The organism is Priestia sp. ST2, assembly GCF_055810735.1.
This window is the reverse complement of sequence record NZ_JBVVNT010000002.1, coordinates 622,469-640,988: the sequence shown is the minus strand read 5'-3', so window position 1 is coordinate 640,988 and position 18,520 is coordinate 622,469. Positions and strand designations below refer to the sequence as shown.

Genomic DNA, 18,520 nt, shown 5'->3' with positions numbered 1-18,520 from the left:
GTGTTTTCAGGAGAGGAACAGCTTCCACCACTTCCGTTTTCGCTTCATATCAGCAGCGGCGGTTTGTCTAAAGGTTTGGACAAAATCACTAAACATCTCTTCGCGTTCAGCTACGCTCTGACGATGAAGCTTACGTTCTTTCTCCATTTCTTTTAAATAATAGACTCGTTCCTCATTCATTGAATCAATTAAATCACGAAGCTCTTCTGTCGTATTAGTTGAAGAATTGTTTAATTTTTCAACCATAAATTTTACTTGATTCATCGCAACGGTGGAATTACTGGAGAATCGGTCTAATAAATACTGCATTTCTTTAGAGGATTCATCCGCATTCTCCATGACATCTTTCATGAACAGGCGCATATCCTCGGTTTTCTCTTCAGCAATTGTTGAATAATCTTCAATCAAAGAAGTGACTTCATCAAACGATTTTTCGTTAGAACGGATAATTTTTTTAGACATATTTTCTACATCTCTTGCACTGCGTTCTGAAGACTCAGAGATGTATGCCCCGACCGACTCCACCATTTCTACAGTTTGGGTAGCACTTTTTTCAAGCTCTCTTTTTACTTCTCCGACAATTTCTTCGCGAACTTCATTTCGCATACCTTCTCGCATTTCTTTTAACAAATCAGCTTTAAATGTATCAAGTACCTCAAACACATCTTCATAGCGGCGAACAGCTTCTACTAATTCCCCTTGAAGCAGTTCTTTTTCATTCACAACAAGGTCGTTTGGTTTTGGCTCTTCAATAGAAGCAGAAATAGCCTGCTTTTCTTCTTTAGTAGCTAATCGTGCTTCAGGTATAGGAGGGGTCTTCTCCTGCTTATTTTCTGAAATGCTTTCCTGCTTTTCAGCAGCTTTTTTCTTTTCTTGCTTCATTTGTTTATTGGAATGTTCTTGAAAATCAATGACGTTTTCTTTTTTAGCAGTTTTCAACTGTGCCGGTTCTTCTTCTTTTGAAACCGCTGCCTCTGATTCCATCACTAAATGCTCCTGTGCTTCTTGTTCTTTTATCAGCAGCTGAACGTATTCTTTGACTTCATCTAACGTACATTGTTCATCAAACAGCTGTTTAATATCATTAAATAATTCAATTTGTTCCTCTGTATAGACACGGGCTCCATCTACTCGTTCAATTGTTAAATAGCTGCCCAATAATTTTTCCCATTGTTTTAGCGTTTTCTTTTCTACCTCTAATTGATCACTTACTTTTTTAATTGTATATGACTCCATCATTTTTCATTTCCTCCCTTATCTATTTTCATCCAACTATGTAATGGATTATTTGTTGTATGTTGTATTCACCATATCTTCACTTGTTTTCCTGCTAGGTGACAAAGGTTGTCAAAACTAGACGACATTAGCCTTCTATGTAAAGAAAACGCATATTTTGTAAAAAAATGTACAGAAATGCGTAAATGGAAAAAATGGAAAACACAAAAGAAAAGAAGAGTATAGAAAACAGTTGACGGGAAAAAATGAGTCCTATAAGATAAGTTTAAATGTTTAAGTTCTTGAACATATAAACATAAGGAGTGAACACTATGTCACAGCATTATGCGCTCATCACCGGTGCGTCGGGAGGAATAGGTAAAGAATTAGCTTATCAATTCGCAAAGGATGGGCATCCTGTAATTTTAGTTGCCAGAAGCGCTGATAAACTAGCCGCTATTGGAGAGAATTTAAAATCTACTTATAATATTGAAGTCATAACGGTTGTTAAGGATTTATCAAGAGAAGAAGAGATACAGTCATTATATGAAGAACTTAAAAATAAAAAAATGCACGTTGACTATTTAGTGAACAATGCTGGTTTTGGACTATACGGCAAATTTATTGAAACAGCTTTAGATGAAGAGTTAAACATGATTGATTTAAATATTCGAGCATTAACTCATTTAACAAAATTATTTTTACCGGATATGGTCAAAAGAAATCGCGGGAAAATTTTAAACATTGCATCTGTTGCTGCATTTATGCCAGGTCCACTTATGACGGTATATTACGCAACGAAAGCGTACGTATTATCTTTCACAGAGGCCCTTGAAAATGAATTAAAAGGTACCAATGTAACGGTAAGTGCTCTATGCCCGGGTCCAACTAAAACGGGTTTTAGCGACCGAGCCCAGCTAAGTAACTCCAAGCTTTTTCAAAGCGGTGCAATGGATGTAGAAACAGTAACGAAAGTTGGCTATAAAAAATTTATGAAAGGGCAGACGGTTATCGTACCAGGAGTACAGTTTCGTCTCGCTACGTTCATCCCGCGCTTCGTGCCAAGAAAGTGGCTTACATCCGTTGTCCGCAGAACACAAGAAATTAAATAAAGGAGAATCTATATGAGTCAAAAAGCAGTCGAGTTATTTCGTGCCAGCATTCCTATTTTTCAGGCGCTAAGTGATTCAGCAAGACAAGATATTATTTTGCTGCTCGCGGAAAAAGAGCCTTTAACCGTAAATGAAATTGCAAATGAGTCTACGCTATCACGACCGGCAATTTCTCATCATTTAAAAATTCTACGCGATCAAAAGCTTGTGCAAATTGAGCAAAAAGGAACGCAGAGATATTATTCATTAGCTTTAAATGAGGCAGTCGAGCTATTAAAAAACTTGCTTGCTACAGTTGAAAGCGAATGTTTATAGGGAGATGAAAGAGATGAACCACGAGCGATTTTATATCACAGATGAAAGGGTCATTGAACATATTGTTTCTACACAAAAGCAGTATTTCTATGCGCAAAAGACAAAGAGTATCAGCAGCCGTATTCAAGCGCTGAATAAGCTAAGAGACGCAGTCAAACAAAACGAGCAGAGAATTATGGATGCTTTAAAACAAGATTTAAATAAATCTGAAGTAGAGGCGTACACGTCGGAAATTGGGATTTTACTAGAGGAGATTCGGTTTACGCTTAAGCATTTAGCAAAATGGATGAAGCCTAAAAAAGTAAAAACCGCTTTAACACATGTGGGCTCTAAAGGGAAAATTGTTCCTGAACCGTATGGAGTCGCGTTAATTATTGCTCCGTGGAACTATCCGTTTCAATTAGCATTGTCTCCTTTAGTAGGAGCGATTGCCGCTGGAAACACGGCGATTATAAAACCTTCTGAATTAACGCCTAGCGTATCTCGCGTTATACAAGAATTACTGGCTGAAGCTTTTGACCCAGCATTTGTGACGGTGATTGAAGGCGCTGTAGACACGACGAGCCTCCTTTTAAAACAGCCGCTTGATTATATTTTCTTTACGGGAAGTGTAAATGTAGGGAAAATTATTATGCAAGAAGCAGGGAAGCAGCTTATTCCAGTCACGCTTGAGCTAGGCGGAAAAAGTCCGTGCATTGTACATGAAGACGCAAACCTAGATCTTGCAGCGAAGCGAATTATGTTTGGTAAAGGGATGAATGCAGGCCAAACGTGCGTTGCTCCTGATTATTTGCTCGTGCATCAAAAAGTGAAAGCGCAGCTTGTAGAGAAACTTCGCGAAGCAATTTCTCAATTTTACGGTAGTAATCCACTTGAAAGCGACCGCTACGGCCGTATTGTCAGTGAGCGTCATTTTACTCGGCTAGTTGAGTTTTTAAAAGACGGAAATGCTATAGTTGGAGGCGGGTACAATAAAAACACGCTAACAATAGAACCTACGGTGTTAAGTGAAGTAAGCTGGACATCAGATGTTATGCAAGAAGAAATCTTTGGGCCTATTCTTCCTATGCTTGAATATGAAACACTAGACGAAGTCATTCATAAAGTTCAAGAAAAAGCTAAGCCGTTAGCTCTTTACTTATTTACAGAAAGTGAAGATGTGCAAAACGTGATAACGGAGCGCCTTTCATTTGGAGGAGGCTGTATAAACGATACGCTTATGCATATCGCTACGCCATATTTGCCGTTTGGCGGAGTGGGAGAAAGCGGCACGGGTCAATATCATGGAAAAGACAGCTTTCAGACATTCACTCATTTTAAAAGCATGCTGTCTCAAACAACCAAGTTTGATTTGTCATTCCGCTATCCTTCGGAAAAACAAAGCTTGAAAATGATCAAAAAACTATTGAAATAAAAGAGCCTCCTGATAGGAGGCTTTTTCGTTATTTTGAAAGTGAAAGCTGAGAAAGCGGCCATTTTTCTTGGGTATATGCCATTTCCCAAAATAAATACTCCAGTTCACAGCTTTTGATGAAGTGATCTTTCATACGGTTACGTTCTTCTTCAGTAGCTTGTTCGGCGAGTTCATCAAGCTTGTTACAAAACCATTGTGTTGTGCCATTCATTTCTTCATTATTATAAAACTGAATCCATTCATAAAAAGGATGAGAAGGAGATGGATTTACTTGTTCTGTAATGCGCTGGCCAATTTCAACGTACGTCCATGGACATGGAAGAAGCACTGCAATGATTTCTGCTAAGCTGCCTGTATGCGCAACACTTGTCATATGGTTAATGTAGTGGCTGGCCGTCGGTGAAAGCGTCTCAGTGTGAAGGTCTTCATAACGTACGCCTGCTACTTCACAAAAATTATTGTGAGGGTGTACTTCACTATGTAATACCGTAGAAATGCCGGCATTAAAGGCTTCCATTTCGGTACGCGTGCGGCATTTTGTTAAAGCAGCGCCGTAAATGCGAACAAATGCTGTTAAGTATTCGTAATCTTGAGAAACGTAGTGAATAAGCGCTTCTTTTGGCACGTTTCCTTCAGCAATTCCTTTAATAAAAGGATGGTTAAAAATGGCTTCGTAAATATAGTTTGCTTCTTGTCTTAATTGAGATGAAAATGACATCAAAATCCTCCTTTAATATGAGGAAGTCACAAACAAGCACATAAAGGAAATAAAAAACACTCCGTTTATAAACGGAGTGGCAAAGGACAGTAAAAAACTGAACATTGCCACTTTCCTACGCTGGTATGAGCCAGATCAGGTTCAAAGGGATCAAGAAAACTTGTCTCAGCCGGTGGCACCCCTAGTGGACTTCCTATTAATCTAAGTTTAACTTACCATATATTCTGAAAAATAGAAAGCGTTATGGGAAATTGTGTGCTAACCGCTTTTCTTTCTTAAAGAGGAAATTTCTTAAAGCTATTTTTAATCATTTTTGTTTAAAAATGCATATTTTTAGGGAAGAAGAGGTATTAATGAAGGGAAGAGCCGTTTTCGTCTCCGAAACACTCCCATATAAATAGAAGAAAGGAGAGAACAAAATGGCGAAATTTCGTTTGTATGCTGTATTAAATACAGTAGGCTTGGCTATTACACTGCTTGTGAATTATTTAGCAAATGCCATTCCAATAGGAGGCAAAACAACGGGAGAAGCTTCTGCGCAAGTTCCTACGTTGTTTACACCAGCGGGTTATGCTTTTGCTATCTGGGGCGTTATTTATTTATTATTAACCATTTGGGTTATACGCCAATTTTTTGCAAGAGAAGATCAAAAGGAAATATATGCACGTATCGGCATTTGGTTTTTTCTAAACTGTTTGTTAAATAGTGCGTGGATCTTTATTTTCCAAAACGATTACTATAAGTTATCTCTTTTAGTTATGCTCTTTATTCTAGGCACATTAATGATTGTGTATTCCATTATTCAGCATTCTCGAATGACGACATGGTTTATGCGTCTGCCGATTTCGCTTTATCTTGGATGGATTTCTGTTGCGACTATTGTCAATGTGTTTGTCGTATTTCAAGCAAATGGAATACAGCACTTGCTTGGCTTAAACGAGTTAGCATGGACGATTATTATGCTGCTGGTAGGAGCTGTGCTGGGCATCATGTTTACATTAAAAAACCGAGACGCTGTTTATCCGCTTGTTTTTATTTGGGCTTATATTGCCATTGCAGTGAAGCAAAGTGGAAATCAGCCAATTGTCATTACTGTCATCATTTCAGTTGTTTTATTAGCAATTGCCATTATTGTGGGATTGATTAAACGCTATAGACGTTTTTAAAAAGAAGCTCTAGCTTTTGTAAGCTAGAGCTTTTTATGATGCTCTTTTGATTGTAAAAAAGCAGCTGTAAAAGCAATTAAGCTAATTAAAATACCAAAAGGAACAACAATTGGTACGAATGATAAAATAAATGTCATAAGTGTAACCTCCATGTTGCATCGGTGCATAATGAAAAATTCAACTTTTTTAAATTGAAGTTCCGCTATTATAGTATGCTAGGCTTTATGTTTGGAGCCTATATGTTTAGAAATAAACGAAAAAGGCAACATACGTTACATACAGGTTATATTAGGAGGAGTTAAAATGGAAACATATTTAGTCGCTTACACGGATAAAGATGATATGGAATATAAACAAGTGACGTGCGAGAGTTATGAAGATGCAGAGCGTACGGTCCTTCGTTTAGAGAGAGAAGGGCATATGCATATTGAAGAAATTTCAAATCAAGAAGCCTACCGTGGAGATGAATCCTCGTACAGAGAATAAATTTTGAATAGAAACACCAACCTTAAAATGAAGAAGCAGCTGCTTCTTCATTTTTTCTATTCTATATAGATATCGTTTTATAGAAAAAAGTAAAACGGGAATGATTTTCTTCTGCATTTATGGTACAGTACTAATCAGGTGAGTTTTGAGTTTAGAAGAGGAGAGAGTAACATTATATGAGTAAAGGAAATCAGTGGTCTTCACGCCTCGGTTTTATTTTAGCATCTGCTGGGGCAGCAATTGGTCTAGGAGCGATATGGAAGTTTCCATACGTAACGGGAACCAGTGGCGGTGGAGCGTTTTTTGCGTTGTTTATTTTATTTACGATTTTTATTGGATTGCCGCTTCTGTTGGCAGAATTTATCATTGGAAGACATACGGGGAAAGAAGCGATTAGTGCTTATAAGGCAATTGCTCCAAAATCCGCTTGGGTATGGATTGGCAGGCTGGGAGTACTAAGCTGTGTCGTTTTGCTTTCCTTTTACAGCGTCGTTGGCGGCTGGGTGATTTTATATACGATTATGAGCGTAACCGGTATGCTAAGCGGAAAAGAGTACGGTCCGTTGTTCAATGCCGTCATTAGCCAACCTTATGTAGTATTAGGTGCACAGGCGCTGTTTTTATTAATTACAGTGTTTGTTATTTCAAAAGGCGTACAAAAAGGAATAGAGCGTGCTAATAAATACATGATGCCGCTGTTATTTATTTGTTTTATCATTATCGTGGTGCGTTCTTTAACATTAGACGGAGCAATGGACGGAGTAAAGTTCTTTTTGAAACCGGATTTTTCAGCCATTACAGGGTCATCTGTTCTCTATGCGCTCGGTCAGTCGTTTTTCTCGCTTTGCGTGGGATTATCTTGCATGGTGACATATAGCTCTTATTTAGGGAAAAAAGTAAGCTTGACGCGTTCAGCTGGGACTATTGCTATTTTGAACTTGTTTGTTTCGCTGCTGGCGGGTTTGGCTATTTTCCCAGCCGTTTTTTCATTTGGATTAAAGCCAACTGAAGGACCTGGACTTTTGTTTGTGGTCTTGCCAACAGTATTTGAGAAAATGCCGTTTGGTACCGTCTTTTTAGCACTGTTTTTAATTTTATTTCTATTTGCTACGCTTACGTCTGCTTTCTCACTGCTGGAAATTATCGTAGCTGCTTTAACCAAAGACGATCAGACAAAACGAACTCGCTACGCTTCTTTATCAGGGATTCTTGTGTTTGTGGTAGGTATCCCATCAGCGCTTTCGTTTGGTGTACTAAAACATGTCTCACTTTTTGGCAGAAGTATATTTGATGTAGCTGACTTTTTTGTGAGCAACTTAATGCTGCCTCTGGGAAGTTTAGCCATTGCGATTTTTGTGGCATTTAAAATGAAAAAAGAAGCCGTGTACGAAGAGTTTATTTCAGGAAGTACAAAAGGCGCTAAATTATTCAACGCATGGTTCTTTCTAGTTAAATACGTATTGCCTATTATTATTATAGCTGTTTTATTAAGCTTACTTGTTGCATATTAAAAAAAGCACTCATCTGAGTGCTTTTTTTGTTTATTTTGCAAACACGTGATTTCCGATTGTGATCGTAACCTGTTTTTGACGAAGCCATTGGTCGCTTGTTTTATCTGGATTAAAGAAGAATAATGAACCTTTTCCTTGACCTCTAAAAGCTAGTGCTTCATTTACAGCTTTTTTTGCTTCAGCATCAGCTGCTTTATTAATTTCACCGTTTTGTACAGGTGTAAACTGTGTACCTTGATAAATGACATCATGAATAGAGTTTGGGAAAGAATCGCTATCCACGCGATTTAAGACAACTGTTGCTACAGCCACTTTGCCAGCGTAAGGTTCGCCTTTTGCTTCAGCTTGTACAAGGCGAGCTAACAATTCTTTATCACTTTCGCTAATAGAGTTAGGGATTGTTAGTGTTTCATTTGCATTAATAGAGTCCGTAGATTTGTGATTCGCTTCTTTTAACTGTTTAACCGTAACGCCGTATTCAGTGCCAATCTTGTAAAGAGTCTCTCCGGCTTTTACGCGATGAGTTGTTTCAGCGGCATTTGCCCCGTGACTCATGCCGAACATAGGAACTGCCAGTGCTCCAATAATTGCTAGTTTCTTAAACATAAAGTAAGTACCTCCTGAAATCCTTTTGAACGCCCCTTTTATCACGGATCGGTGCGTGCTGTGCACCGAACTTTATATGTACGTTTCAAAGATTAACAGGTGTCAATACATCTTGTCACTGCTTAAAACATACCAATCTAGGAAGATATTATAATAGTTAACAGATAATTTGAAAAATACGTTGACTGATAATAAAGGAGTGAATTATAATGAACGAGTAAATAGTTAACCGTTTAACTGGAGAGATTTTATGGGAGAAAAGATAACGATTCGTGATGTAGCGAAGCATGCAGGGGTATCTGCAGCTTCAGTATCTTACGTCTTAAACGGAATTAACAAAGTATCCGATGAAACAAAAGAGCGAATTTTAACAGCGGTAAAAGAATTAAACTACGAACCAAATTTAACCGCCGTTAGTCTTTCGAAACAAAAATCAAATATGATTGGCGTTATGTTCCCGCTTACAGATGATTCACTTTCTACTATATTTAAAGATAACCATTATTACAGTGAAATGATTAGTGGAATTGAATATGTAATCCGTAAGCATGGTTATGATCTAGTCATATCTGGAGCGAGTAGCCCAGCTGATTGTCTAAAATGGATTCGAACGAGAAATATTGATGGTCTTCTGTTTTTAGGAGCCTTCCCGCATCGATTGTATGAGAAAATGAAAGCGTTATCGAATCCGATTGTGCTAGTAGATACATATGAAAGGTACGAACGTGATTATCATCATATTTCTGTAGACGATGAGTATGGAGGATATCTAGCTACAACACATTTAGTGAATTTGGGGCACAAAGAAATTGCCTTTGTTGCTCATCACCTCGTCAATAGTCCAGTGGATAAAAAGAGGTATATAGGCTACGAGAAAGCATTAAAAGAAGCGGGCATTACGCCATCAAAGACGTTTGTTTTTGAAGTGAACGAAAGTTCGTTTGATAACGGTTACAATTTAGGGAACAAGCTGCTGAAAGATCATAAGGATATTCGGGCGGTTTTTGCTTCCTCTGATACGCTGGCGCTTGGAATTATGAAAGCACTGCAAGAAAAGGGGAAAAAAATTCCGCAGGACTACTCAATCGTAGGGTTTGATGACATAACGTTTAGTAGCTATGCATCTCCCAGTCTAACAACCATTCGTCAAGATGTATTTAACAAAGGAGTCGTAGCTGCGACGTCGGTTATTCAAGCAATTGAACACCGTTTCAGCACGCTGCAGCATGTGAAATTATCGGTTGAACTTATTATTCGAGATTCGACTGCTAAGCGCGGGTGAACCGCAGTAAGTTAACCGGTTAACCAAAGTTTAGCATTTATGAAAAAAGGGGATATAAGTTAGCATTCACAAAAAAAGGGGATATGAAAATGATTAATGTTACAGTATGGAATGAAAATCGTCATGAACAGAAAAATCCGGTTGTAAGAGAAATTTACTCTGAAGGCATTCACGGTGCCATCGCTTCTTTTTTAGAAGAAGGAGGGTTTCGTACACACACTGCAACATTAGACGAAGTAGAACACGGGTTGACTGAAGAAGTATTAAATCAAACGGATGTTTTAGTATGGTGGGGTCATTTAGCACATGACGAAGTGAAAGATGACATCGTTGAGAAAGTAAAGCAGCGCGTGCTAGACGGTATGGGGCTTATTGTCTTGCACTCAGGTCACTTTTCTAAAATTTTTAAAACGTTAATGGGCACAAGCTGCGACTTAAAATGGCGTGAAGCAGATGAAAAAGAGCGCTTGTGGGTAGTAGAACCGAGCCATCCGATTGTGGAAGGTATTGGTGAATTTATCGAGCTTGAGCGCGAAGAAATGTATGGAGAGCACTTTGATATTCCAGCACCTGATGAACTGATTTTCACGAGCTGGTTTGAAGGCGGAGAAATTTTCAGAAGCGGCTGCACGTACAAACGCGGAAACGGAAAAGTATTTTATTTCAGACCTGGACATGAAACATATCCAACATACCATAACAAAGACATTCAGCGTGTCATTATGAATGCTATTAAATGGGCGAAGCCAGCAGAGAGAAAACGTCCTGTTTACGGCAATGCGCAACCGCTTGAATCAATCGCTGTTAAAAACTAATTAATAATGCTTAAGCAAAGGGGATAGGAAAGATGGCAAAAGTAAAAATTGGCGTTATTGGGTGCGGAAGCATTGCGCAACACCGTCACTTACCAGAATATAAGATGAATGAACAAGTAGAATTAGTAGCCGTTTGCGATATAAACACAGAACGTGCAAACAGCGTAGCGCAGCAGTACGGTGTAAAAGCTTACACAAACTACGAAGAACTTTTAGCAAGCGGTACAGTGGAAGCAGTGAGCGTATGTACGCCCAACTATCTTCATGCGCCTATTTCGGTTGCAGCGTTAAACAGCGGAGTTCATGTCCTGTGTGAAAAGCCGATGGCAACATCAGAAGAAGAAGCGAAAGCAATGATTGAAGCAGCAAAAACAAACGGTAAAAAACTAATGATCGGACATAATCAGCGCTTTGTAGCTTCTCATCAAAAAGCTCGTGAACTTATTGAAAAAGGGGAAATCGGTAAAATTTACAGTTTCCGCACGGCATTTGGCCACGGCGGTCCTGAAGGTTGGAGCGTGGACGGAAAAGACAGCTGGTTCTTCAAAAAAGACGAAGCGTTTATTGGGGCTATGGGGGATTTAGGCGTTCACAAAACCGATATGCTCCGCTACATATTGAATGAAGAAATTGTAGAAGTCGGTGCATTTGTAGAAAGCAATGCAAAAGACTTTGCAAATGTAGACGACAATGCTGTATGCGTATTAAAAACGCAAAGCGGGATTATCGGGACGCTTGCGGCAAGCTGGGCTTACAATGGAAAAGAAGATAACTCCACGATTGTTTACGGAGAGAAAGGGATTCTTCGTTTAGAGGACGATCCGACGTATTCATTAGTTGCACAATATGCAACGGGTGAAGTGGTGAACTATGAATTAGGAAAAATCCAGTCGAACGATGAGGGCGGACAAAGTAATTCTCACGTCATTGAACAATTTGTAGATGCAGTTGCAGAAGATAAAGAATCTCCTGTTCCTGGTGAAGAAGGATTAAAATCACTTGCTGTTATTTTAGCAGCTTTAAAATCAAGTCAAACGAAACAAATTACGCGCGTGTAAGAGGTGAAAAACGTGAGAATTGGCATAATCGGAGCAGGAGGGATTGCTGTAAGCAGGCATATCCCAGCATTCAAACAACTGGGTGATGAATGTGTGATTTGGGGGCTTAGCGATATTAATAGTGAAAGAGCCACAGAGGTAGCCAATGAGCATAATATTCCTCACGTATTTGTTGATTACAAAGATATGTTTAAAGAAGTGGATGCTGTATGTATTTGTACACCGAATAAATTTCACGCCGAGTTTGCAGTAGAAGCGCTAAAAGCAGGCGTTCACGTCATATGTGAAAAGCCAATGGCGATGTCTAAAGAGCAAGGTGAAGAAATGCTTGCTGCTGCTAGAGAATCAGGTAAGCAGTTAGCGATTGCGTATCATTACCGATTCATGAAAGAAGCGCAGGCAGCGAAAAAAATGATGACAGAGGTAGGGCGCCCATTAGTTGCACGTGTCAGAGCAATGCGTCGCCGAAAGGTTCCCGGTTGGGGGGTATTTACGAACAAAGATCTTCAAGGAGGAGGCAGCTTAATTGATTACGGCTGCCATTTGCTTGATTTAACGCTTTGGCTGATGGGAAACCCAAAGCATACTGAAGTGCTGGGAAGTACATATAATGACCTGAGTAAAACGCCTAACCAATTAAATCAATGGGGAGCATTTGATCATGAAACATTCAGCGTGGATGATCATGTAACGGCCTATATTAAATTTGAAAATGGAGCGTCGCTTCTTTTAGAAACTTCTTGGGCTGCTAATATCGCAGATGATGAAGAGCACGTAAGCATATCAGGGGTAGATGGCGGTTTAAGCGTGTTTCCGTTTGAACTATACACGTCTAAAAACGGTATGCTCATGAACAGTACGTCACCTTGGATAGATGGAGAAGATGATTACAGCCTGAGTCAGGCTAAAAATTTCGTTGAAGCGTGTAAAGGAAATGCTGAATTAGTGGTAAAGCCACAAGAAGCGCTTCAAGTCTCAGCTATTATTGACGAAATATATCGCACAGGGGGAAATTAAAATGAAACTTGGAGTATTTACGGTCTTATTTGCGGATCTTTCTTTTGAAGAGATGCTAGATAAAGTAAAAGCAGCAGGTCTTCATGCTGTTGAAATCGGAACGGGCGGCTATCCGGGAAACAGCCATTGTCCGCTAGATGAGCTGCTTGAAGATGAAGAAAAAAGAGAAGTCTATATGAAGCAGATAAAAGACCGCGGACTTACAATCAGCGCATTTAGCTGCCACGGCAATCCTATTTCACCTGAGGCAAGTTTTGCAAAAGAATCTGACGAAACGCTTCGCAAGACCATCCAACTAGCATCACTAGTAGGTGTTCCAGTGGTTAACTGCTTCTCTGGAACAGCAGGAGATCACGAAGAAGCGAAGTACCCAAACTGGCCTGTTACTCCCTGGCCTAACGAGTATGGAGACGTATTGAATTGGCAGTGGGAAAATAAGCTTGTTCCTTATTGGAAAGAAATTGGAGAACTAGCGGAGGAGCATAACGTGAAAATTGGTTTAGAACTTCACGGCGGATTTTTAGTTCATACTCCGCATACGCTCCTAAAGCTTCGCGAAAAAACAAGTCCAGCGATTGGCGCTAACCTTGATCCAAGTCATTTATGGTGGCAAGGAATTGATCCGGTAGGAGCTATTAAAATTTTAGCAAAAGAAAATGCGATTCATCATTTCCATGCAAAGGATACGTACTTGGACCAGGATAATATTAATATGTATGGCCTGACGGATATGCAGCCATACGGAGAAGTCCAAACGCGTGCATGGACGTTTAGATCCGTAGGGTGCGGACATGATGTAAAAGAGTGGTCTGATATGATGAGTGCACTTCGCACATACGGATACGATTATGTAGTCAGCATTGAGCATGAAGATCCAATCATGTCGATCGAAGAAGGATTTAAACGCGCGGTTACAAACTTACAAAGTGTATTAATTGAAGAAACTCCCTCACAAATGTGGTGGGCGTAAGCAAAAAGAAGCACCTCTAAAAAGAGGTGCTTCTTTTATTTTTGTTAATAAATCAATTCGCCTTTTGTTCACCTGAATTTCGATACAAACGGGTGATTGGCAACCCAAAAGCGCCAAGGGTAATCCTTCGCTTCACCAGAATTATCAATGCCAACGCGAGGTCCGGCGGAAATCTCTGAAGGAGTGAAGCCACGAGCAATATAAAGAGGAGGGCTGGTTAAATCATGACCGTACAAATCCATTGAAACCCCTAGTGCTTTTGTTAGTTTCCCAGGACCGTTTGTCCAATTTGTTTCGTTTTCCATCCCTCGACGTCTATTTTTCATCAAATTTTTTCCGCTAAATGGCTCAATAGCTCGAATGAGGACGCCTTCTGGACAATTGATGTCGCTGCTTACAACATTGAGTAAACAATGTGTATGCATTGTATGCGTATAGGCATGACCAGGAGGACCGAACATTACCTCCGTTCTTTTTGTGCGCCGGTTATTAAAGCTATGAGCTGCTCGGTCGAAAGGCCCTTTATAAGCCTCAGTTTCTACAATAAAACCAGATGCAGTTCCTTCTGCCGTTTCGTGAACAAGAAGACATCCTAACAGCGACTGAGCTAATTCAAGTGTAGGCTGTTGATAAAATAAAAGAGGAAGTGGTTCAATCGCTAAAAGAGAACGCGTCATTTGCTGTAGTCCATCCTTTCAAAACAGAGTCATTCACGCTGTTATGCGCATGTTTTATTATGATGTTTTCTTTGTTATTTTGCAAAGAAAGGCACTGATTAATACAGTAATCTTTCTTACTCCACGTTCAAGTATTTATCATGATTCAACTTACTCTATGAAATTATTTTATTTTAAAGAATGGTTTCGTTTTGCACGTATAGGGGGAATATTTTACTACAATACTTCGCATTTGCTGCTGGTATGATATACACAGTTCATCCATATTTTACATGCTTTTAGTTTTAAAAATTAGTGATCCGTCTTTTCTTTATTTTCGTTCTACACATGAAAGCAAAATAAAAAGATTGAATTGTAGAAAGTTCTTTATAAATGGAAATAAGGAAAAAATATCCTTCAAAGAGTATTTAAGGGATTTTAGAACATATTAAAAATAAAATTTATACACTGTGAGGAATAGCTATGAACATCCACTTTGATACATTAATGAACTTATCAATTAAACATATTTTTGGGCCTGCATCTCAAACGATCAACCATCTGACATATCATTCAAAGCAGGTTCACGACGGATCAGTATTTTTTAGTATAAAAGGTGAAAATGAAGATGGACATCAATATATTAAAGAAGCTATAGCTAGAGGAGCCGTAGCAGTCTTTGGGACAAGCATTGAGGAGCTGCGTCTTTTAAGCACTCAGTATTCTCACTGTACGTTTTTAGCTGTTGACGACGTTCGCAAAGTAATGGCGTCTTTTTCTAAAATGTATTTTGATTATACGGATGAAAAGATTGAGACAATTGGCGTTACAGGTACAAATGGTAAAACAACCGTAGCAGCTTACGTAAGGTCGCTTTTAACTCTTTTAAAATTGCCGACAGGATCGATTGGCACGACCGGCATTTGGTCATCAAAGAAGAAGTTAGTTTATAAAAAAAGTACGCCTACAACACCTGAATCGATAGACTTGCATAAAATTTTTTATGATTTGTATACAAGAGGCGATGAAGCGGCAGTGATGGAAGTATCTTCAATTGCGATTGATCAGCAGCGAGTAGAAAATATTTATTTTGATGTAGCCATTCACACAAATCTTTCAGAAGAGCATTTAGAGTATCATAAAACGTTTGAACACTATAAAAAGTGCAAGATGAAATTATTTCAGCAGGCAAAACATGCCGTTATTAATATAGATGATCAGGACATGGGTAAAGACTTAAGCAGGCTATTTAAAGGACCTAAAGTCACGTATAGCTTATTAAATAATGCGGAGGCCACTCTGCAAGCAAAAAATATTACTGTCAAAGAAGGGGGCTCTTTCTTTGATTTGCTGTATAAAGGACAGTCATACAAAGTAGCAGTGCCTGTATATGGCGATTACAACATTGCTAACGTGCTAGCAGCCATTGGTACAGCTCTTCACTTTGAATACCACATTGAGGATATTATTAGCGTGCTTCCTCAATTGGAAAGTCCAGAAGGGCGCTTTCAAGTGATAGAAGGTCCTAATAACCAAAAAGTGATTTTAGACTATGCCCATACGCCTGTTGCCCTTACGCGTCTAATAGAAGAAGTAAAAAAGATGGAGTATAACCAGCTAATTGTCATGATTGCAGGCATTGGCATTCGAGATTTTAATAAAATGCCTAAAATGGCGCGTGTCATTGAAGGAAAAGCTGATGAAATTGTCGTAACTGTTGATCATCCAGGTCATCATGATCCGAACGTAATTGTAGATCAAGTAATGACAGGCTTTTCAAATCCAAGCGCAAGTAATATTCACCGTGCCCCTACTCGAACAGAAGGAGTATTAAAGTCGCTTTCTTTAGGAAAGCCGAATGACATTATTTTACTTACAAGCGGCTGTATTAACGGCGCTCAGCTTGTAAAAGGCAACGAAATTCCGCATTCAGATGAAGAGATTATTGCCTCTTATTATGCATCGTTAAGCAATATTTCTTAATACTCTTCTTCATTTATCGCACGAACGTGGAGAAATTGAAACAGCATACGAAAGAAGGTCTCTTACTATTTTTAGAGACCTTCTTTTTGCATCAAAACTATAGGCTGTTTTCTCGCTGTGTTTTTGGTTCTTCAATTTTTACATCATGTTCTTTAGCCAGCTTTTTAATAGCTGCATTGTAATCGCGTATGCCTTTTCGTGCCTCATCAAGCATAGCATTTGCCTCAGCAATAAGGTTGCGGTCCTGCTTTTCTAAAGCGCTGACAATTTTAATGAAAGCGTTATACTGGGTATTGGCAGCCTTTATATAGCCTTCATGAACCTTTCGAAGATCGTCGGTTTCTACATCGATGTTTTCCAGTTCGTCAACAAATTTACGATAAGTAGGAATGACTTCACTCGTCATCGTATCATACATCACTGCGTCACTTGTGTAGTTAGCGCCTGTAACAGAATCGTATGCGTCAATCGCTTCTTTTTCAAGCTGAGCGGCTTTTTTTAAATCTTGGTTGTTATAGTCGATTAAATCATCTTGAACAGGATCACTAAAGCAGGCGGATAATAAAAACAAAAGAGGGACAAGACAAAATAAAACCTTCTTCAACGAATTTCACCTCCGTTTAACAATGTATGAAATATCTGCTTGGCAAAGTCGGTTTTAATAACTGGAGAAAAAGAAGGGAGTGTATAAAAGGATTTTTAAAGGTCGGCAGTGAATTTATTCATAAGTCGGTTTGTAGTTGACCACCCCTTAGTAGCAGGAAGGAAGAGAAAATGATTAAAATAAAAAGAGACCACTTAACGAACAATGAAGTTATTGAACTAGTAAGTTCTCACCTTCAAGGAATGAACTTACATTCACCCCCTGAAAGTATTCATGCTCTAAATGTTGAAAGCTTAAAACACCGTGATATTACGTTTTGGAGCGTGTGGGAAGACAGCCAGCTAGCAGGATGCGGGGCTATAAAAGAGTTAGATGAGCACCACGGAGAAATTAAATCGATGCGAACAGCCGCAGCTCATTTGCGAAAAGGAATTGCTAGAGAGCTGCTGCAGTACATAATAAATGAAGCGCAAAAACGAGGGTACCGACGCTTAAGCTTAGAAACAGGATCCGCGTCTGCTTTTGAACCGGCTAGAAAGCTGTACGCCAGTTTTGGATTTTACGAGTGCGAACCGTTTTCTACCTACAAAGAAGATCCATACAGTGTATTTATGACAAAGAAATTGAATGATTGATTAAAAGAGGCTGTAACAAAAGTATTTTAGTCAAAGAAGATCCGAACGATGAATCAAGATTCTTGATGAAGAATCCAACTCGTTCGGATTTTTTATGGTGATGGTGAACGTAGGTTTCATATATGTAGTGGCTTCTAGCGGTTGATTTAGTTATGTCTCAACCTCTTTGTTTTTTGTTTTGTCATAATTCATATAAAAAGGTATAAACTAGGTTTTTTCACTAGACAAAAAGGATTTTCCTATGTAGTATAGGTGTCAGATAATACAAAACGAATGTTCAGTATAAATAATAAATGTGCGGGGCGGTGGAAATAGCTTGAATAAAAAAAAGCTTCAAAGTGAACAAACCAAAAGAAAAGTGGCAGATGCCGCTAAAGCATTGTTTTCTCAAAAAGGCTATAAAGCTACATCTGTTGAGGAAATTGTAGAAGCTACGGGAAGCAGTAAAGGGAATATTTATTATCACTTTAAAAGTAAAGAAGGGCTTTTTCTCTATTTAATAGACGAATGGGATCTCGAGTGGGAACGAAACTGGAAAGAAAGAGAGTCTCTTTACAAAACAACAAGAGATAAGCTTTTTGGAATTGCGGAGCAAATCATTTTAGATGATTTAAATCATCCTCTTACGAAAGCTGCCGATGAGTTTTTTAACAACGAGGAAAAGGGCAGCGACATCGAAGAGCGAATTGATGAGATGGTGAAACGACACGTGGAGTTTAACCGGGAGCTTTTGCAAAAAGGCATTGATGAAGGAGAGTTTTCTCCTAAAAATGCAGAACAGCTTGCAGTGATTTTAGAAGGGCTGTTTGTTGGAATGAGCCGCATGTCTCGAAAAACGAACATGGAAAATGCCCTGCAGCTATACCATTCAGCAATCGATGTATTTTTAAATGGAATTATAGCAAGGTCTTCTTAAATAATCGGGGATGCTTATTGCGGTAATGAGTAATCCCTCAT

Annotated in this window: 19 protein-coding genes and 1 riboswitch; of the genes, 14 read left to right on the top strand and 5 right to left on the bottom strand. The window is 39.0% G+C overall.

The genetic code is table 11. From position 1 onward, the window contains the following. Positions 1-6: 6 nt before the first annotated feature. Positions 7-1,239: a helix-turn-helix domain-containing protein gene (locus AC0KUU_RS09705; RefSeq protein ID WP_043982164.1), complete on the bottom strand. Its 1,233-nt coding sequence runs from the start codon at positions 1,237-1,239 to the stop codon at positions 7-9. 308 nt (positions 1,240-1,547) lie between these two features. Here AC0KUU_RS09705 and AC0KUU_RS09700 point away from each other — a divergent pair, with 308 nt between their 5' ends. Genes AC0KUU_RS09700 through AC0KUU_RS09690 form a run of 3 tightly spaced genes read left to right on the top strand, consistent with a single transcriptional unit; the run spans position 1,548 to position 4,056 of the window. Then, entirely contained in the window at positions 1,548-2,327 is a 780-nt protein-coding gene (locus AC0KUU_RS09700) for an SDR family NAD(P)-dependent oxidoreductase (protein ID WP_043982166.1), read from the top strand. A gap of 12 nt (positions 2,328-2,339) precedes the next feature. Beyond that, positions 2,340-2,642, top strand: a complete 303-nt coding sequence (locus AC0KUU_RS09695; RefSeq protein ID WP_025752152.1) for an ArsR/SmtB family transcription factor — start codon at positions 2,340-2,342, stop codon at positions 2,640-2,642. Positions 2,643-2,655: 13 nt separating this feature from the next. After that, positions 2,656-4,056: an aldehyde dehydrogenase gene (locus AC0KUU_RS09690; protein WP_322551983.1), complete on the top strand. Its 1,401-nt coding sequence runs from the start codon at positions 2,656-2,658 to the stop codon at positions 4,054-4,056. Between the two features lie 28 nt (positions 4,057-4,084). Here the strand turns inward: AC0KUU_RS09690 and tenA are convergent, their stop codons facing one another. Next, positions 4,085-4,774 carry a thiaminase II gene (tenA, locus tag AC0KUU_RS09685; RefSeq protein ID WP_013056845.1) on the bottom strand — a complete coding sequence of 230 codons (690 nt, stop codon included), beginning with the start codon at positions 4,772-4,774 and terminating at the stop codon, positions 4,085-4,087. A 95-nt stretch (positions 4,775-4,869) separates the two neighbouring features. Further along, positions 4,870-4,967: riboswitch (TPP riboswitch) on the bottom strand. A gap of 226 nt (positions 4,968-5,193) precedes the next feature. Between tenA and AC0KUU_RS09680 the strand changes: the two genes are divergently transcribed. The 3 genes from AC0KUU_RS09680 (at position 5,194) to AC0KUU_RS09670 (ending at position 7,937) form a co-directional block, all read left to right on the top strand. After that, entirely contained in the window at positions 5,194-5,940 is a 747-nt protein-coding gene (locus tag AC0KUU_RS09680; RefSeq protein ID WP_043982170.1) for a TspO/MBR family protein, read from the top strand. A gap of 303 nt (positions 5,941-6,243) precedes the next feature. After that, on the top strand, positions 6,244-6,426 hold the full coding sequence (locus AC0KUU_RS09675; protein WP_013056847.1) for a hypothetical protein: 183 nt from the start codon (positions 6,244-6,246) through the stop codon (positions 6,424-6,426). A 176-nt stretch (positions 6,427-6,602) separates the two neighbouring features. Next, the gene (locus AC0KUU_RS09670) at positions 6,603-7,937 is read left to right on the top strand and encodes a sodium-dependent transporter (RefSeq protein ID WP_043982172.1); all 1,335 of its coding nucleotides are present in this window, start codon (positions 6,603-6,605) and stop codon (positions 7,935-7,937) included. A gap of 30 nt (positions 7,938-7,967) precedes the next feature. Here the strand turns inward: AC0KUU_RS09670 and AC0KUU_RS09665 are convergent, their stop codons facing one another. Next, the gene (locus AC0KUU_RS09665) at positions 7,968-8,543 is read right to left on the bottom strand and encodes a cell wall hydrolase (protein ID WP_043982174.1); all 576 of its coding nucleotides are present in this window, start codon (positions 8,541-8,543) and stop codon (positions 7,968-7,970) included. Positions 8,544-8,793: 250 nt separating this feature from the next. Here AC0KUU_RS09665 and AC0KUU_RS09660 point away from each other — a divergent pair, with 250 nt between their 5' ends. From AC0KUU_RS09660 to AC0KUU_RS09640, 5 genes are all read left to right on the top strand, one after another. Beyond that, a complete protein-coding gene (locus tag AC0KUU_RS09660; RefSeq protein ID WP_016763945.1) occupies positions 8,794-9,825 on the top strand; it encodes a LacI family DNA-binding transcriptional regulator in 1,032 nt (343 codons plus the stop codon). An 89-nt stretch (positions 9,826-9,914) separates the two neighbouring features. Further along, positions 9,915-10,640: a ThuA domain-containing protein gene (locus tag AC0KUU_RS09655; protein ID WP_028413517.1), complete on the top strand. Its 726-nt coding sequence runs from the start codon at positions 9,915-9,917 to the stop codon at positions 10,638-10,640. A gap of 32 nt (positions 10,641-10,672) precedes the next feature. Beyond that, positions 10,673-11,698: a Gfo/Idh/MocA family protein gene (locus AC0KUU_RS09650; protein WP_043982175.1), complete on the top strand. Its 1,026-nt coding sequence runs from the start codon at positions 10,673-10,675 to the stop codon at positions 11,696-11,698. A 12-nt stretch (positions 11,699-11,710) separates the two neighbouring features. Then, a complete protein-coding gene (locus AC0KUU_RS09645; protein ID WP_043982176.1) occupies positions 11,711-12,715 on the top strand; it encodes a Gfo/Idh/MocA family protein in 1,005 nt (334 codons plus the stop codon). Between the two features lies 1 nt (position 12,716). Further along, positions 12,717-13,685: a sugar phosphate isomerase/epimerase family protein gene (locus tag AC0KUU_RS09640; RefSeq protein ID WP_043982177.1), complete on the top strand. Its 969-nt coding sequence runs from the start codon at positions 12,717-12,719 to the stop codon at positions 13,683-13,685. A 68-nt stretch (positions 13,686-13,753) separates the two neighbouring features. Here the strand turns inward: AC0KUU_RS09640 and AC0KUU_RS09635 are convergent, their stop codons facing one another. Beyond that, positions 13,754-14,362 (bottom strand): DNA-3-methyladenine glycosylase, encoded by a 609-nt coding sequence (locus AC0KUU_RS09635; RefSeq protein ID WP_043982178.1) that lies wholly within the window; start codon positions 14,360-14,362, stop codon positions 13,754-13,756. Positions 14,363-14,824: 462 nt separating this feature from the next. Here AC0KUU_RS09635 and AC0KUU_RS09630 point away from each other — a divergent pair, with 462 nt between their 5' ends. Then, complete coding sequence (locus AC0KUU_RS09630) at positions 14,825-16,324, top strand: UDP-N-acetylmuramoyl-L-alanyl-D-glutamate--2,6-diaminopimelate ligase (protein ID WP_165575223.1); 1,500 nt, start codon at positions 14,825-14,827, stop codon at positions 16,322-16,324. Positions 16,325-16,421: 97 nt separating this feature from the next. Here AC0KUU_RS09630 and AC0KUU_RS09625 read toward each other — a convergent pair whose 3' ends face one another. Continuing rightward, on the bottom strand, positions 16,422-16,928 hold the full coding sequence (locus AC0KUU_RS09625) for a hypothetical protein (protein ID WP_013082979.1): 507 nt from the start codon (positions 16,926-16,928) through the stop codon (positions 16,422-16,424). 170 nt (positions 16,929-17,098) lie between these two features. On the opposite strand from AC0KUU_RS09625, the gene AC0KUU_RS09620 reads away from it, so the two are divergent. Both AC0KUU_RS09620 and AC0KUU_RS09615 read left to right on the top strand, forming a co-directional pair. Beyond that, the gene (locus AC0KUU_RS09620) at positions 17,099-17,563 is read left to right on the top strand and encodes a GNAT family N-acetyltransferase (protein ID WP_035335654.1); all 465 of its coding nucleotides are present in this window, start codon (positions 17,099-17,101) and stop codon (positions 17,561-17,563) included. Between the two features lie 316 nt (positions 17,564-17,879). After that, positions 17,880-18,479 (top strand): TetR/AcrR family transcriptional regulator, encoded by a 600-nt coding sequence (locus tag AC0KUU_RS09615; protein ID WP_043982181.1) that lies wholly within the window; start codon positions 17,880-17,882, stop codon positions 18,477-18,479. Positions 18,480-18,520: the final 41 nt, after the last annotated feature.